The 16,561-nt window shown below is 50.1% G+C and carries 20 protein-coding genes and 1 pseudogene; all 21 read right to left on the reverse strand.

Annotated elements, in window-relative coordinates:
- Positions 1-36: 36 nt before the first annotated feature.
- Positions 37-1,272, reverse strand: coding sequence for a phage capsid family protein (locus tag PMPD1_RS12540; protein WP_173634359.1), 1,236 nt, complete (start codon positions 1,270-1,272; stop codon positions 37-39).
- 14 nt (positions 1,273-1,286) lie between these two features.
- On the reverse strand, positions 1,287-2,318 hold the full coding sequence (locus PMPD1_RS12545) for a hypothetical protein (protein ID WP_173634360.1): 1,032 nt from the start codon (positions 2,316-2,318) through the stop codon (positions 1,287-1,289).
- Between the two features lie 271 nt (positions 2,319-2,589).
- On the reverse strand, positions 2,590-4,713 hold the full coding sequence (locus PMPD1_RS12550) for a portal protein (RefSeq protein ID WP_173636211.1): 2,124 nt from the start codon (positions 4,711-4,713) through the stop codon (positions 2,590-2,592).
- Positions 4,714-4,721: 8 nt separating this feature from the next.
- Positions 4,722-6,383, reverse strand: coding sequence for a terminase large subunit (locus PMPD1_RS12555; RefSeq protein WP_173636212.1), 1,662 nt, complete (start codon positions 6,381-6,383; stop codon positions 4,722-4,724).
- 47 nt (positions 6,384-6,430) lie between these two features.
- On the reverse strand, positions 6,431-7,264 hold the full coding sequence (locus tag PMPD1_RS12560; RefSeq protein WP_173634361.1) for a terminase: 834 nt from the start codon (positions 7,262-7,264) through the stop codon (positions 6,431-6,433).
- A 69-nt stretch (positions 7,265-7,333) separates the two neighbouring features.
- Complete coding sequence (locus PMPD1_RS12565; RefSeq protein ID WP_173634362.1) at positions 7,334-7,678, reverse strand: Gp49 family protein; 345 nt, start codon at positions 7,676-7,678, stop codon at positions 7,334-7,336.
- Positions 7,679-7,733: 55 nt separating this feature from the next.
- Complete coding sequence (locus tag PMPD1_RS12570) at positions 7,734-8,030, reverse strand: DUF2829 domain-containing protein (RefSeq protein ID WP_173634363.1); 297 nt, start codon at positions 8,028-8,030, stop codon at positions 7,734-7,736.
- A gap of 166 nt (positions 8,031-8,196) precedes the next feature.
- Positions 8,197-8,556 (reverse strand): hypothetical protein, encoded by a 360-nt coding sequence (locus tag PMPD1_RS12575; protein ID WP_173634364.1) that lies wholly within the window; start codon positions 8,554-8,556, stop codon positions 8,197-8,199.
- Between the two features lie 77 nt (positions 8,557-8,633).
- On the reverse strand, positions 8,634-9,176 hold the full coding sequence (locus tag PMPD1_RS12580; protein ID WP_173634365.1) for a lysozyme: 543 nt from the start codon (positions 9,174-9,176) through the stop codon (positions 8,634-8,636).
- Position 9,177: 1 nt separating this feature from the next.
- Positions 9,178-9,486, reverse strand: coding sequence for a hypothetical protein (locus PMPD1_RS12585; RefSeq protein WP_173634366.1), 309 nt, complete (start codon positions 9,484-9,486; stop codon positions 9,178-9,180).
- Positions 9,487-9,640: 154 nt separating this feature from the next.
- Positions 9,641-10,459 (reverse strand): TIGR02642 family protein, encoded by an 819-nt coding sequence (locus PMPD1_RS12590; protein ID WP_173634367.1) that lies wholly within the window; start codon positions 10,457-10,459, stop codon positions 9,641-9,643.
- Positions 10,460-10,514: 55 nt separating this feature from the next.
- Positions 10,515-11,693 (reverse strand): hypothetical protein, encoded by a 1,179-nt coding sequence (locus PMPD1_RS12595; protein ID WP_173634368.1) that lies wholly within the window; start codon positions 11,691-11,693, stop codon positions 10,515-10,517.
- Between the two features lie 2 nt (positions 11,694-11,695).
- Positions 11,696-12,145: a VRR-NUC domain-containing protein gene (locus PMPD1_RS12600; protein ID WP_173634369.1), complete on the reverse strand. Its 450-nt coding sequence runs from the start codon at positions 12,143-12,145 to the stop codon at positions 11,696-11,698.
- On the reverse strand, positions 12,138-12,467 hold the full coding sequence (locus PMPD1_RS12605; RefSeq protein WP_354292604.1) for a DUF1364 domain-containing protein: 330 nt from the start codon (positions 12,465-12,467) through the stop codon (positions 12,138-12,140). Before PMPD1_RS12605 ends, PMPD1_RS12600 begins: the two co-directional genes overlap by 8 nt.
- On the reverse strand, positions 12,467-13,111 hold the full coding sequence (locus PMPD1_RS12610) for a DUF1367 family protein (protein ID WP_173634371.1): 645 nt from the start codon (positions 13,109-13,111) through the stop codon (positions 12,467-12,469). Before PMPD1_RS12610 ends, PMPD1_RS12605 begins: the two co-directional genes overlap by 1 nt.
- Complete coding sequence (locus PMPD1_RS12615) at positions 13,111-13,983, reverse strand: hypothetical protein (protein ID WP_173634372.1); 873 nt, start codon at positions 13,981-13,983, stop codon at positions 13,111-13,113. The genes PMPD1_RS12610 and PMPD1_RS12615 overlap by 1 nt, the downstream gene beginning before the upstream one ends.
- Positions 13,980-14,447 carry a hypothetical protein gene (locus tag PMPD1_RS12620; RefSeq protein WP_173634373.1) on the reverse strand — a complete coding sequence of 156 codons (468 nt, stop codon included), beginning with the start codon at positions 14,445-14,447 and terminating at the stop codon, positions 13,980-13,982. Before PMPD1_RS12620 ends, PMPD1_RS12615 begins: the two co-directional genes overlap by 4 nt.
- On the reverse strand, positions 14,444-15,091 hold the full coding sequence (locus tag PMPD1_RS12625; RefSeq protein WP_354292606.1) for a phage N-6-adenine-methyltransferase: 648 nt from the start codon (positions 15,089-15,091) through the stop codon (positions 14,444-14,446). Before PMPD1_RS12625 ends, PMPD1_RS12620 begins: the two co-directional genes overlap by 4 nt.
- The gene (locus PMPD1_RS12630) at positions 15,088-15,435 is read right to left on the reverse strand and encodes a hypothetical protein (RefSeq protein ID WP_173634374.1); all 348 of its coding nucleotides are present in this window, start codon (positions 15,433-15,435) and stop codon (positions 15,088-15,090) included. The genes PMPD1_RS12625 and PMPD1_RS12630 overlap by 4 nt, the downstream gene beginning before the upstream one ends.
- Entirely contained in the window at positions 15,435-15,677 is a 243-nt protein-coding gene (locus PMPD1_RS22735; RefSeq protein ID WP_354292906.1) for a DNA translocase FtsK, read from the reverse strand. The genes PMPD1_RS12630 and PMPD1_RS22735 overlap by 1 nt, the downstream gene beginning before the upstream one ends.
- Positions 15,669-16,559: pseudogene (gene rdgC, locus PMPD1_RS12635) on the reverse strand (recombination-associated protein RdgC); the annotation flags it as partial. The gene PMPD1_RS22735 and the pseudogene rdgC, both read right to left, overlap by 9 nt.
- Positions 16,560-16,561 lie beyond the last annotated feature (2 nt).

Consider the following 16,561-nt stretch of genomic DNA (forward strand, 5'->3'; position numbering starts at 1 on the left):
ACCGAAGCCTGCTCTTAATGAAAGGATATTGGCAACTTAGCGTGCGGCCAGACGGTCACCGCTGATTGCGGAATCAACAACCATGACACCATGGTCCTGCACACGGCCATTCTTTTGCTGGAAACGGATTTTCTTCAGGCCGTTAATCCAGCTAATCGAAATTTCGGTGCCGTTATCATGGTCCACTTTCTCTTCGTGATAACCAAAGAAGCCACCCTGATCACCGATGCCCCACGCACTGGCCAGCGCCTGACCACCCAGCAACATGGCACGGTCGATATTGGTTGGCGCTTCAATGATCGAGGTTGTTGCCGCATTGTCGTTGTTCGATACGGAGACTTGCGACCCCGTAAAGAAACGAACCGGCGTACCGGAATACTTACGGACCAGGATGTTACGCCACATCGCACATTCCCCCTGGAACAATGGATGCGCGAAGCCCTTAGAACGTTGAATCGCACGGGACAACATAGCCTGCCAGTCTTTACCGCTGGTAGAGGTGTACCAGTCATTCCACTGGCGTGGTGTGACAAACAGAGCGTAATACGGGTCTTCGTTTTTCAGTTCATCTTTAGACAGACGAACAGGCTGAAGTGGATGCGCCATCTCGTCGAGATACAGCGACATGTTATCCACCGTGCTCAGCGAGAACAGATCCGCCGCATCAATGTCCTGAAAACGTGTTGCATCGCCAGCATAGAAATGGCGGTCATACGTTGGTGGCAGTACATCGTTCACCATAATTTCATTGAATTCATGGTGGCTTGCCAGCGGCACGATTGTATCGTCAGCAATGAAGTCGCCACGCGCTCCGGCAAGATGGAAAGTCGCGCTCTGATCCTGCAAATCGTTAAAGTACGTGCCAAGCAGAGTGCGCCCGGCCGCACGCAAATCATGTTTGTAACGCTGCTGGGACATTTTGCCGCCCGCATCGACCAGGTGACGCCCCTGATTGATGCCTAAATCAAAGTCAGAGAAGTTGAGGTTCTCACCGCGACCAGCCAACTTTTTATCGCCCATGGTCGGACGTTTGGAAAGTTTATGGATGATCTGCATATCGACCGAATCACCCTTGGTTTTGGTGAGGTCGGTGACGCGGACAACAGGCGCCATAAAGCTTGTTTGCTTCGGCCCCTTTTTATCCGGCGTAACCTGTTTCGGTGCTGCATCCTGTTCAGTAAGGATGTTAACGAAAGAGCGATTGCGGTTTGCCGCCGTGAACAGCGCAACCTGTAATAGCTTATTCGCCTGGGCTTTAGTAATCGTGGTCATGCTTTTTCCTTAAATTAAAAGCCTGCCTGGCTCAACAGCGCATCAATCGCATCGTCAGACATCCCGCTCATGGCTGCGTAAATATCGCTATCACTGCCATTAACAAGTTTGTCGAGAGTAGACTGAGGTGACTGGCTGTTGGCCTGACCTAAATCGGAGGGGGAAGCGGGAGCGCCAGCAGTGGCTTTGGCCTGTGCCAGTTTTTCGTCCGCCAGTTTTTTTAGCTCTTCAGCAGTTGGTAACTTCTGCCCCGCTGGTTCGGATTCAGCCTTATCGCCGAATGCCGCTTTTGTGCGGCGGGCAACTTCTGTGAAGCGCTCATCAAGGGACTTATCTTTCCATGCAGGATCGTTTTTCAGGCGCTCATCAATAGTGATAGCCATATCCCGGCGATCAATATCGTTGTCGAACCATGACTTAAGCTCAGTGTTACGGTTAATCGCATCACGAACCGGGTCACCGGACGCATCGGCCTCCGCCTCCGCTGGTTTGCCTGTCTGCTGGATAAAGTCGATTTTCGCGACCATGGTTTCCAGCACACCAGCTAACTCAGGGAAGTTTTCACTGACTGTCGCTATCTGCTCCGGTGTGATTTTCGCGTTTTCAGGAAGTTGAGCGGGCTGTAAGCCTGCGGCGTTAATCTGTTTCTGCAACAATTCAAGATTACGCTTCAGGTCATTAAGCTCGGTTTCACGCGCCTGCGCGACTTGCGCATTGCGTTTCGCATCTTCCCGTGCGGCCTGTAAAACATCGTAGGGAATCTGGTGCTTACCATCTTTCCCGATGATAACTTTCTGAGGCTCATCACTCGCATCAGCATCACCCGGCGGCGGTGTCTCAGTATCGCCCGTTTTAGCTGACTGCCTGGCTGGCCTGGACTGGTCAGTGTCCGTTTCTTTTTTTGCAGCGTCCTTATCGGTGCCAGTCGTTGAATCATTACCGCCTTTGACTTCACCTTCACCATCTTCAGCGCTATCAAAATCGGTATTAGCCAACATCGCCTCAAGTTCTTCCGGCGTTTTGCCGTCCAGATCATCAAATTCCACAATACTCTCCTGCACGTCTATTTATCGGATAGCTCCGAGGTAGTTAATAAGGCGTATCGCTGCCCATGCGAATAAGCACTCTCATGTAAGGAAAGCGCTTATCTGCACAAACAAAAATGCCCGCACGGGGCGGGCAAGTTAATTAAAGCTAAGGACTAAACCAGAATTACAATGACAAAAAGCGGCAATAAAAAAAGCCCCGCTTTTTTAGGGCGAGGCTTCATATCATTCGGGAATTTAGCTCACTCTTTTTCGCCATGCAATAGAGTAATTAAGCAGAAAGAGGAATTTTATCTATCTCAGCCTGAATATTACTTAATAGCTGCTGTTGTAACGCTCCAACGTCATTCTGTAATTGCTCCATCTGCTGCAAAATTTGCCCTGTTTCCGCCTGCGTCTTCGCATCATTAAAACGCTGACCAGATGCAAGAGCCTGTTCCCGCTGTGCCGTTGCCATCGTGCGCTGTGCTTCAGCCTCCAGCTTGGAAACTTTGCCAGCCATCTCGCGCATCTGTAGCTCCATTTGTTGCTGCTGAATCTGTTGTTGCTGTGCCGCTGCCTGCTGCTCTTCCGGCGTCATTTCATCCGGGGCTTTTGGCGTACCCAGCGCACTACGAATACGTTCGATGAACTCAGTTTTATTAGGTACATCAAGCAACTCAATCCACATATCAAGTACCGCTGCCTGTACCTGCGGCGGCAAGCCTGTTATGACCTGCGACATGCGTTCAGCAAGTTGCGATTTATACGCCGGAGTTTGCTGGATAGGTGCCAGCGCAATGTGAGCACGAAGGCGTGAAATATCATTAGTCATGCCCTCATTCGTCACCATATTGATCATGACCTGCTTACGGCGACGCGGATCATTCCGGTTGATAATGACCGAATAATTTCGGACGCCTGTTAAGTCCTCAAGCAAATAAGAAAGCAGCAACTGGCCTACCTGCTGGCAGGCAAACTGATAGTTGTCGTTAATTTCCGCCAGCGTTGTCGCCCCCTGTTCAACCAGATTGCTAATTGCCACACCGGAAGACGCGCTGGAGTCCTGGCCCAGGAATGCAGAATAGACGCCCATACCGTCCTGGATGAGTTTCATCGACTCTTCCATGACCTGAAACTGCTGCTGTGCAACTTGGAAATCCTGCTGGATTTCGATCGACTGTGCGATGGTGGTTTTGTTTTGACGATCGGGGTTCAGTTCGATAAGCCCGTCCGGTCGCTCCACTTCCTCCAGTAACTGCTTGTTGCTCAGATTGACCGCATCGGCATCCTTGATAACGCGCTTAGCCTGGAGTAGAAACGTTAGTTTGATGCGTCGGAAGTTAACTTCATCCTGCGCGGGTATTGCACGGCATGCCAGACCGTACGGCGCCCCGTTCCGGTCTTTTCTGTAGCCCCAGAAAGGGACGAGCGGAAACATACCTTGCGGCGCCGAGCAAGGACGATCAACCAGTGCGTGGGGACCGATGAACCATGCTTCACGAACGCGGCTCACACGCGCCATTTCAACACGCACCCGCCCCATTGCCACGGCAGTTGCATGCATGATGTTGTTCTTGTTGTACTGAATAGCCCGGCCATTTTGCAGGTACATAACCGGGATACGCGCAAATGTGCGATAGTAAATAACCTGTAGCAATACGCGCTTGCGGTTTGAACTCATCCACTCAATGTCTTTATTGCTGTACTGTTGGTACTCCTCGTACGCTGCAACTAAGTCCGGATCAAACCCTTCGGCTAAATCCGTCTCGATAAAGCCTCGCCATTCCTGCACTGCCATATCGATCACAGAGGCTTTTCCGGGGAATGTTGCTTTCACTTCGTCAACGTCCAGCCAGCGCTTACGCATCAGCCAGCGGCAATCACTGAGATCGGCTTCACGGCTGTGAAAGTCCCAGTAAACCTCGTTACGGTGTACTGTTGAAGCCTTGTATTTTTGCCCGAACGGATCGGCATTTTTACGCACCTCCACCCAGGACAAACCAGCCTTTATTTGTTCCGCGTACGCATCCGAACGAACTTTGTTGATGTTAGCCAGACGGCAGGCGTCAGCGAATTCGGCGTTTACAGCTTCTGCCAGTTGTTCAAATTCATCAGTGGGATCATCAGCAATAACCATCAGGTCGGTACGCGTCTTGGCTTCCATACCCAACACACCATCAATCGTCGGCGCAATTAAGTTATGCATGGTAAGCGGCTGGCCGCGTTCTTTAAGTTTCGCTACCAATTCAGGAGGCAACTGATCACCGTCATAATACGCACAGGCTTTATTTGCGGTCGTGCGCCAGTCCGGCTGGTCGTTAATATCAGCCGTGATGTCCAGAAGCTGATCAAGCGAGAACCGGTCGCGGTTATCAGGTTTTGCTGGCTGTTCAGCCTCCATCACATCAATCATTTCGCTCATTAGTGGGCCATCCAGTGTTGTGGGTCACGTTTAATCGGTTCATGTCGTGGGCGCGCTGGCATGCGTGCGCGCATCTCCTGCGCCAACGCATAACTCATTACCTGGTCATCGAAACAACCTTCCTGTGCATTCATGCTGCCTTTCTTGTCGTAAACGTAGGTCGTCATTTCTGAAATAGTTCCTGACCAGCGGATACCGGATATATCGTCGCGCAGAAGTGTTTTTAATCCCTCAATCATGATCGGCTTGCTTTGCCGGGTCGTCAGCCAGCCAAGCTTTTTGGTCTCATCATCATTGACGTGATCAATATGTTGCTCGGAATAGATATAGCGAGGGGGATATATCTCACGCAGCTTTTGCAGTACCGCATGACCGTGGTTATTACGCTCCGGGCCAACGAATGCGTTGTTATACATTCGCCCCACATGGGCCAGTAGCATCGCGTAAAGCTCGGCATCAAGATGCCCGTACCAGTGCGCAACCTGATCGCCATTGCTGCGTTTAACGATGTCGAACGAACTCCGGTCGCCATGCTCCAGCCCTTCGGCGACGTCCGCGCCAATCGCGTAGTCCTCATCAGGGTCGGGCAACTCCCACACCAGCAAGTGATTCACTACCGCGCGCTGTAGCTCATCCTTTCCGGCATGACGCAGTGATTGCGCTTTTGTTTTGTTGCCTGTGACCGGGTCAATGTCATAAACAATCAGCGGAGGAATGCAACGCCCTTCCGCGCGCATGGTGGGTATTGGAGAAAATACCCGGCGCCCGGATGTCAGGAAGGCTTCCTGCGGCGTGCTAGGAAACTCCTGTTTCATTTCCTCCTGCTGCTCAATTTCTTTACGGATATACCACTGCATTTGTTGATCGGTCAGGGTAATGTCCATCGACATCTCAACAGCCGCGAAGTATTCCTGATGATATTTGCTGAGCACCAGACCGCCAGCCGGAACAGGCGCAACGTATTTCGGGTCCATCCACCAGGCATAGAAATGAAATGCGAAATCCTGTTTGGTTAATCCGATGCCTGATTTTTGCAATTCCATGGCGCGCGTGCTCATGCCATGGAAGTCACCACCAACGCCTTCCGCTGTCGATTCAATGAACACGATGCTCTCTGCATGCACGGCGTTAAGCGTACCGGTTCGTACCTCTTTCGCTTTTGCCGGATATTTCGCGCAAATCTTGCCGTGCTCAGAAATATGCAGGCGCTGGACTGTTCCCGAGCGAAAGGAAGTCGCCACCTGAATACTGCTGCCATGTGCAAAGAGGATATAACCGCCGTTCGCCCCGCTACGCCGCTCAGTTATTTTAAATGTCGAGCGGAGCCAGCCGGGAAGGTTATCGAATGGTACGGCAATCTTTGTACGGAAGATTTCGCCTGCGGCCTGTTTATCCTGCGCCACAATCCCGCATTTAATATTTTTGTTAAATAACGCCTGGTCGAGAAGGTAAATATCAATTGCTGTCGAGAACCCAAGCTGACGTGCCTTCAGAATAATATTTTTCTGATGCATGCTTTCAAACAGCTTGCGCTGTGCCGGACGCATATGGAACGTAACCAGTTCACCGCTCTCGTTCTCTACCTTGTAGAGATTATTCAGACGCCACCACGGGTTACTCAGTTTCGCTGCAATAAAAAGGCGTTGCTGCGCCTCTGTCATTGTGTCCAGCGAATTATTAACGCCCTCCGCGTCATAATGCGGAACCGTCATTGCGATAACATCCCGTTATCGTTCATGCCCTGAATATCAGAAACCACATCAGATAATGGCGTTGTGACATCGCGGCTTTCTGCCGTGAGTTTTTCTGTCTCGGCCTTCAGTTTTGACGTGGCTGCTTTGATGCGATGAGTGTCTTCGCTGAGTCGGGGAATCTGAATGGCATTAAGAGCCAGGCTGCTTAGCGTTCGTTCGATGGATTCAATACGTGCGACGTTACGATCTAAGCCCTGCTCAGCCTTCAGTAATTTGTCATAAAGCTCTATTCGCTGCTCCACGCTCTCAGCATTCTTTAAATCTTCCATGATCCGCTTCATGGTCTTCGTGACAGATAACGCGCGAGCACGGGTAAAAATTAGCTCGTCATGCAAATCAGAGTCTGCGACCGCTTCGAAAAGTTCATCTGCATCGAGATACTTCGCATATGCAGAATGTTTCTGGCTGTACTTATGGCCGGGAACGAAAGGACTAACGGCATTAGGATTACCGGGATTGCCCTCAGTGAATCGGCCCTTTTTATCCCGCCCGTTTAATTTCGCATCCTGCTGCGGATCGCTACCGTTGTTGTCGTTCGTGTTATCTGCATCACAATTATTATTTGCGCCGGAACCATCGCCCTTTGCGCAGTTTTGCGCACTGTTACTGCGCTGCGCACTTTTGCGCATATTCTCTTGTGCATTTTGCGCAGCTCTCGGTTTAATGTAACGGCGTGCTGACTGGTATTTGAGTCCCCGACGCTCACACCATTCCTGTGCTGTGATTCCCGTTGCAGCATGTTCACGCAGGAACTCTTCCTGTAGCGCTTTCCAGTCATGTTTAGCCACGAATCGTTATCCTGCCGCTCTTATCCAAAGGGTTATCGAGCCCCCTGTAAACAGGAAGCTCTGTAACCATCAGGCGTTATCTTCTGACAAGGACTGACTGCATCCGGACGCTGGTGTCGCATCATGGAGTTTCTGGCGCAGTAGATAACCTTCCAGTTTCCAGATTTCGTTGACGGCATTCTGCAAAGCAATTTTGCGGCCTATCTCTTCGTCAAAGTTCTCGGGACTGGCGCAGGCACTAACGCCAGTAACATTAAAACCATTGGCGAGAGTGATGCAGCAGACGATTACCGTGGTACCGGGGAATCGGTGATACTGGCCGCTAACCTGAATGGCCTCAATGTGGGCAGGCGTGATGCGTGGGGCGGTTAATCCCTTAGCGATAATTTCCGCTTCAATATCTTTATCGGTCATATGTACTCCGGTTATGAGGTGAAAGTGGTTACGTTAAGGTATGGGACTAAAAGGGCTATGCTGATCGCTCAGCATCTTGCCAGTCATCAGCCAGCATGTCGGTTTGTGAAGCCAGCCATCCCTCCACTGTTGAGCCGTCCGCCGCTTTCATGCAAATACACGGCATGCGCACTACTGTTCCTTCGTCTCCTTTCTCAAACAACTCCGATACCACCCCGTTGATGTGAGCCTGGACGATCGCGGCATCATGGCTTCCCTTCTTCAGGAAGATGAACATGCCCTTACCGTTCCATCCTTCCCGCCCTACCGCTTTTCCTGCTTTTAGAGCACCAATTGCCTGACCAAAATTCATTGTCTTAACCTCGGATTGATTGCATAAAAAGCCCCGGCATTTGCCAGGGCGTCACATGATGGCTTTGTACCAGCTTTGCCATCGGTAGATGTTTGTCCGGAGTTCCCGCACGCATTCCGCTGTTTCAGTGTCTGCAAGCAGATCCTGGTCACTGTCGGAACCGGCGTTACTTGCCTTGCACGGGGGCTGCATCAAATCCGGTGACGGCGTTGGCGGCGTCGATGGCACGCTGGCGCAACTGCACAGCAGCAGGGTCAAACTTGCAATTAGTATGTTTCGGGTCACTGATATATTTCACCCCATCACGATAAACAGTTCTGTAGATGACTTTGGCTTGCGTGTTGGCATTAGCCGCTCTGGCTTCTCCCGCGTTCACCGCCTTAGCAGCCTTATCCTGTTTCTTGCGGGCCAGTTCATTGATGTGGTCCGCGTGGGCATACCACCCTTTCAGATAGCATCCCCACCCGGCACCAATGATCACGCCGACGGCAAGCAAAGCCGCAAGTATTTGGTTTTTAGGGTTCATGGCTTAAATCCTGATGGTGTGAGGTCAAGCGGACGTTTCAGATTTCACGTAGCGTTACCGGATCGGCATAAATATGATTACTTTTTAACCAAATTAAGGCCAAAACAGGTTAATTCACTTTCCTGCTCTCTTCGCACAACCTGACCAAAGCAGTTGTTTGAACGTATACGGCAGTCCCTTTTGCGGTCATAAATCCATGTTTTGATGGCCGCACACGCGCCGGTACGATCGCCTGCATTAAGCTTTCGGTAAAAGGTGGACGGGAGGCAGTTACCGGGACCGATATTCCACGGGCAGAATGACGCGATGCCCGCTTTTTGTGGCCCGGTCAGGGGCACATGCACATTGCGGTCAACCCAGGCCAGCGCCTTTGCCTGCTCTGCACGGTCTATCTGGTCACACTGCGCTTCGGTAAGCCGCATCCCCTGAACAACGGGCTTGCCATTAACGCGCGTCACACCACCGCAAATCGTCCATACGTTGCCCGCATCACTGTATGCAACCAGGCTTCGCCCTTCTTTTTCTTTCAGAAACTGGTCGAGAATTACTGATGAGGGCGCCCCGGCGAGTATCAGTGTCAGTACAGCAGCACTGAGTTTTCCTTTGTAGTTTGCTGCCATCTCAGCAGTCCGCAGATTCAGCTTTATGCAGCGCTTCGTTTACGATCTCGATTGCGGTCGGCTGCTTGTCTGTCGGACGCTGACTTACATCATCAAGATAGTCTTCGATCAGACTGGTTCGCTTACGCTGCTCAGCACGCTGAGCCCTTGCATCAAGACGGCCCATAATGAAAGAACACGCAGAAATAACCACGCCTATCCCGCCAAACGCGATATAAACAAGGTCCTGCGTGGTAACGCCCATCGCTGCAGCAATAGCAGCCAGCCACCCAAAAAAGTGTGTAACGATGCTTCCCGGTTGTTGATCCATATTTTCACCGCCTGCCGGTGCCGTTGGGGAATAAAAAAACCCGCACGGCGGACCATGCGGGTTTGCGACTAACCAATAAAAAAAGCCCCGCTTTTTTAGGGCGAGGCTTCGTATCATTCGGGAATTTAGCTCACTTTAACGCACTGCGCAATGGTTAAGCGGCTGGTTGAATCTCATTGCGCAGACGTTCAGATAAAAATATTTCCGCTGAGCTTTCTTCGATATATAACCAGCGCTGGCAGGCTTCAACCACAGGGGCATAATCCGCCGCCCAGACTGCGCTTCTGACCTCAGCCCCTGTGCTTTTCATTGATTTGCGCATTAGCTCCATTGTGGGCGGTATAGAGCCCCGCCCGCCGCACTCGTCGCACTGTGCCGGATGTGGCTTACTCACTGAACCGGTTCCCCGACAACGCGGGCAAAGGCAGGTTTTAGTTGCCTCACGAGACGACCATGCCCTTAACTCTCCCCGGATTGCCGTTATGCGCGCCGTTAAGTCTGCGCATTCTGCAACACTGGCAGCATAACGCACATCGCTGTCGCCAAGAGAGAGGCGCTGCAATTCCAGATGCTTTCTTTGCCCTTCAATAGCATCCAGAGTTTTACGCGTCATTAGCGCCTTCGGGCTGTACTTACGCATCAATGCGGCGATACGGTCACACTGAGCCGGAAGATTGCGACCAAGAACCATGCTGGTAGCGAAATTGCAGGCGGCAATAGCGCGTTCGGGATGTGGTCGCTCATGCAACCATTCACTGACAGCGGCACGCAAACGCTGTTCAGCAAGATAATCAGCACGGTATTTTGTTAGCAGGATGTCATAGCCAACAGGATGCTCACGCTGTGTTGCAGCCATAGCCCCTATTATTTGGTCTCGTGATATAGGTGATTTTCCGCGCCCGGCGGAAGAAGATTCCGCGCTAAGGCAGCGCGGATCATGCATACGGATAATTTGCTCAATAGCTTTGGTCATTTTGGTCAGTCCTATTAATTAATCATGACCAATCCTATTCATCTGAGCAGATAACTCAACCTTTACCTTTATTACTTAGGATCTTACTCGCAAGTTCAGCAATGGCATCAGCACCGTCGAGTACAGCAGGAATTTTGTCATCTGTTGCTTGTAGTGGACTAAAAATTAGTGACTCAAAAGACTTCCATGATTCATTTGTATTAACACTTGTCGATTTTTCACGCGTTGCCACGTAATCGTGAATGAACTCACATAAATTAAGCCGTAAGTCTATTTGAAGCAATTGAGCCTTCAAAGACTTAGTCTCACTATAGAAAAGCCGCATAAAATATAATATTAGCAACTCAAGCGTCAAAGCTGGCCCGAAGTAAAACAAATCTCTGAAATAAAAAGATGAAATTGTTTGTGAAGTACCCTGGTTAATATCGGCTATCCTATTCCAAAAAAGGCACATGGAGACTAGAGGGATCGCAGTCAACAGTATCATAGCTATCCATGAACGCCGATTTGCAAATTTTAACTCTTCATTCTTGCCTTCTTTTATCGTTGAAAAACCTTTTGCTAACAACTTGAAATTACCAGAGGACTTTATATCGTTAAGCTTATCAGCAAGACTAGTTACTTCTTTGTTCAAGCCATTTAAATAACTTTTGTTTTCATCTATTTTTTTACTAACAAAACTATTACTTTCTTCAATACTCCCCTTCAGACTATTAATATTTTCGGAAAAGGACAACGTATCTCTGAGAGCATCACTTTGTAATAAATCTGCAATAATACGCACTGGAAGTATGTTAAGAAAAAAAACAAAATCCAAATCACGAAATGGTTTTTTATCCAAACTATTTAGCCTGGTAAGATTCTCATGCTCAATCCAGACATATCCCTGATTAATCCTCACAAAATCAGTATAAATCTCATACTCATATAGAAAACGAGTTAACGCCATTAAAAAAACAAAAGGATCATCTCTTAAACTGGCTTCAGTCAAATATTTATCCGGCATTACTTTTCTGGTGTATGTAGTGTATTTATTTAGCTCACGGTCACTATTATTTAAGAGAAAATAAAATTCAGACCATGCATCAAAGATAATACGCTTAAAAAAATCCTCATCTGATAACTCATTCTCACCCCCTGTTAACGCTGAGTTTTCCAGTTTATACCTTCCCTCCATAATATTATTACATATATCCATTTGATTTTTAAAGGTTGCATTATCGAAATCAATCATTATTACCATCCATTATTTTTAATATATTCTATTATCGTTTCTTTTGCTGATATGCAACCAAAAGAAATCGAAACTCTATAGGAAGCCGTCATAAGTTTACTAATCCATTTTATTTGCAACTCTGAAAGCTTTCCATCCTTAGACTTCATTTCAATCCACAACCCTGCATATTTACCACGCGGCAGGGCCAGAAACAGATCCGGCACACCGGGCCGAAGGCCAAGCCGCTTAGCATCGCGCGCCGCTTTCGGTCCCCGCTTTCCCTCGTTAGGAATGTGTATCAGATAGTCGCCAATACAAATACCATCAATAACTGTTTTATCCGCCCACTCGATTAACGCGGCCTGTTCCTCGGTTTCTGCCTGATGAGGAACCTTTCTAACCTTACCGCCGCGAACTTCCAGTTTGGCTTTTGTTCCGATTAAATCTACCGCGTCTACCGAATTAAGCAAATCGCCCTCCTTTCGCTGTGAGCAATTCTTCTTCAAACCATACCCTCTGAGTGGCATGTAACGCCTGAAGATAAATTTCCTCCCGTTCGCCGGGACGCCAGTCATAAGGAGTGCGACCGTCGATAACATCATGGCAATCAGAACAACCAAACACAGCCCAAAAGTCATCAGACTTATAAGCCATGCCATGCGTTAAGCTCGGCAAATGACAAAGCACTACCGTTTCCCGATTGAAATTACATATCCCCGGTATCTGGAGCGTGCACTGGCGCCCCCGCGCTGAGTCAGTTAAATACTTCGAACGTAACGCAGGGGCTTTCATCAATACTCCATAAGTTTATTAATAGCGCTTTCCATCTCTGCCGGATCGGCAAAGTGCTGGCTTAATGTTTCATTCCAGATAACCCCGGCGACGCCGCGATAAACCTCATCAAACTTACCCTGATCCATATTTGCGAATGCAATAGACCATCGCTGTTTTAGTGTTCCACCGTCGGGATTAGGCGCCAGGTCATAAAAGCCTGCCTTGATCATTACGTGGTTGAGATATGCATCAGTTGATTTAACCGCCTCCGCGTCGAAACGATCCCTACGCTGGCGGGCGATTTTCTCCAGTACCAGTTCCGCAATACCTTTCGTGACGTTGTCGTATAACTCTGGCATTTGGGATTGCTGAGCGACGACTTTAGCCACTTCATGCGCAATCCACTCTTCCGGACGGCTGACAAACTGCCAGTCAGGCACCCAATACGATATACCCAACTCAATCAACTTCCAGAATTTGCGATGATGCTTGATGTTGCGGCGGTCACCGACCGGAGACATTGCGATTGGTGTGCCAACCGGCACACCTTTCATGATTTCCCGGTCATGGTCGGTACAGTATTTAATTCCCCCGCCGGGCAGAAGCACGCCAAGCGCCTCGGTTTTGTGCTTACGGGATGACTTAGCAGTAGCAACGCTCATCAAACGCCCTCCCCGGGTAGCGGTTCGCTGGCGCTGTTAATTGCCCGCTTTACGCTTGAAAACAATTGACGTAACCGCATGACTTCGGCATCACCCTGTAAACGCCGGCTCGCATCTTGAATAGCCAGTGTTAACTGTCGAATTGTGCTCTCTTCCGGCAAACCCAATGACAGGGCCAGTTCCTTTTGAGCATGGTTCAATCGCTCAACGGCTCTGGCTACAGCCTCACGACTGTATTGCAATTCATGGTGGGTTTGATTTCGAATTGCTTCCCTTTGCTCATCGCAGCGCGCTATTTCATCCGCCAGGTTATCAGTGGCTGTATATGCCCGGGCAACTAAAGTCGCGATTTCATCACCGTGCCGCTTAGCAAGCTCACGCTCAGTAAACCAGACGCAGGCCTGGCGAATTTTAAGCTCAGTTCGTTTGTTCTCACGGGCGATACCATCAATCAGGAGCTTAATCCATGCATCTCGGGGGAGATTATCAACCGCTTGCATTGTCGGGCCTTTAACATTTCGCCAGCCATTCCCTCCCCGCACCATTAACCCGCATCCGGCGGGCAATTCGCTTTTCTTGATAAGACCTTCCGGAACAGCAAACACTACGCCGCTCGCATACGACAGGTAGCGTGTATATTTGCCTTTGGTTACATCGGCGCGGAAATCGGATACCGAAATTTTGCACTCATACGCAACCGGGCAGAATTTACTAAAGCTGAAGGGAACGGCGTAAACGTCCGGTCTTGCACTACCTGACGGCCCTAGTTGCATATCTTCCCAAACGAATCGCGAAGTATTTCTGCGTAAATGCTCTGCCAGGTCGTGAGCAAGTGCATCGTGTTGCCATTTTTGCATTGTAAACATGCTCATCTCGCCCCCCTTAGCTTCCGCACCTGCTCAAGCCGTTCAGTGAGGAAGCTCATTTCCTTATTGGCTTTGTCGATGTCAGCATTAACATCAGCCAGCCGAAACTGAGCCGTTTTAATGCGCGCACGACAATTCACCTCTTCACGCTTCAACTTCTCCAGGCCTTGCCGGTGATCGGTAATTTCCTGACGAAGCGCTCTAAGCTCCCAGTCTATTTTGCTCTCACCCTTTGTCCGTGCCAGTATCCAGTCAAAGGCATCCACTACTGCACCGCAACGCCGACAAGTTAACTGACGATAGTGTTCGTCAACGAGAACGTTGGCATGCTGGCAACGATGATGTTTGTGTTCCGGTGGTGGCGCTTCAACCAGATTACGCATTTCTTTAATGTCGCTGTTCTTATCGAAGCGCTTCGTGAAAGCAAGGACATTATCACTGTTATCAGGTGCATCGATTTGATCGCTCACGCTGCCACCCCCGACATGTTTGCCGCCGCCTTTCTGATTTGAGCAATAAACGCAGCGCCACGGGCCTCTAAATGGTCCCGGCTTACATAATCCATTGCAGGACCGCGCCACGTTTTATCGAACACGGCTATCGCAGCCGCAAAACCTGCGGAGGATGATGTAGGCTGGCCCGGCGCTGGCCGGTACCATTGTGGCAAATCAAAACTGACTCGCCCGCGAATAAAGGAGACATGGTCGGCCTCTTCAGGCCACCAAATTTCACTTGTCGCAGCTTTAATCAGGAATACGTAGCGCCCGCCAGCGTCACGCATTTTCATCGCATAGCTAATGATGTGCCGCATGCCGGTAATGTACTGTTCCCCGTACTGACTGGCACGGCTATAGGGCGGATTCGCGTAGCCAGCGCCGTTCAACTCTTTCAGTCGTGCGGACCAGTTTTGCGTGAGCGCATTCTCCTCAGCAGTATAAAATGCCTCGCACTTTGCATTGTCCGTGTCGGCAAACAGATCCAGAACAAACGGGCCGAACATGGCATTAATACCCCACCAAAGTCTATCGGGAGAGCGCCACTGATCGCCTATTTCTTTAAGTTCGTGTGTGGGCCTGGCTTTTAGTGCCTGCAATGCTTCAACATATGGGTTCACAGCGTCACCTCCTCTTTCGAAGGCACCAGACGATAAAACCAGACCTTTTTACCGGTTTCGTCATTGCGCACTATCCGCACTTGTTTAACCAGACCGTGACGAACAGCACTCACCTCGCGCAGCCGCGCGCTAATCGCGGCCTGAGTATCCCCTTCACCGGGAAACATTGTGGAAAGTAACTTTTCGATGCCACGCAACGTGTACCAGTCCGCGCCCGCTGTTGCGACCATTACCCTGTGCAGTTGCGTGTTAGCGTCTGAGAAACGTCCCTCCAGGCTAAGCTTGCGAAGTTCCTGGTTGATGCCACTACGTTCTTTTGCCGAGACTTCAGGTATTTTGACCATCACGCACCCTCCGCAACAGCCAGAACGTTTCGTGAACCATCCGGTAAAAGCGCAGATACGACGCCCCGCACCTCCATCAACTCAATTAACCGGGCGCCCCGGTTATATCCGATGCGAAACTCACGCTGGATACCTGAAATTGTCGCCCGGTTCCTTTCCACGACAAATTTAACTGCCTGCTCATAGAGCGGATCGTTATCGCCTTCGGTATCTGGATTGGCTGTATTGTCAGCTTTAGCCACCCCGCCTAACCCGGCAATGAGCGCACTGATAAGGGCAGACAGTTCGCCGGTCATCAGCACAAAATCAGCGTCAAAACGTGCTGCAGCATCTTCGCGATCAATATCATCGTTCTGTTCGAGAATATTTGCGCTGAACTTCAGGCGCTTAAGCATGGCTGCATCAGTCAGTACAAAATTTATACGCTCCTGCCAGTCCAGCGCCAGCCTGGTTACCAACTTCCCGGCCCGGATATGCGTTGCTATCTCATCAGACACCAGATCCTGATGTTTACTGCTCAGCACCCCGCCATCTTCCAGTACAGCCTTTAGCTCAGCCTCGTCAGACAGTGAAAACCCGGCGGGCGGATTACCGCTGCGTACCCATTCTGTAACGGTCAGTTCGATCGGGGTTTCCAGCACCAGGGGCAAGACAGGTAGCGATCCGATGGTTTTACGGAGCAAGGCCAGGGCATCCTCCGCTTTTTTGGCGCTGGCGGCATCAACGACGATTAACCCGGCCCCTTCGTTAATCCAGATCGCCGTAGTATGGTATTTACTGAAAGCACGCGGCAGCAGAGTCTGGACAACTTCATCCCGCAACGTGTCTTTTTCGGTTTTCTTCAGGCGGCGCTGTTGTGCCGCTTCGAGTTTTTCCACTCGCGCAGCCAGTTCTCTCGCGATGACGGGCGCAGGGAGTATTTTCTCTTCACGCTGTATCTTCACCAGGATTTGCCCGTTAGAACGGTAAACCAGTTCTTCACCGAATGGCGCCACCCATCCTGATTTTGCTGCATCCTGACTTCCGCACGGGGTAAACGCGAATGCCTGCATTTGTTTACCGAGTTGAGAAAAATCGATATTGCGGCTCAGCTTATAAATCGCCGCGTTTTTGAAGTAGCTCATGG

This window comes from Paramixta manurensis (assembly GCF_013285385.1).
GTDB classification, from domain to species: Bacteria; Pseudomonadota; Gammaproteobacteria; order Enterobacterales; family Enterobacteriaceae; genus Paramixta; species Paramixta manurensis.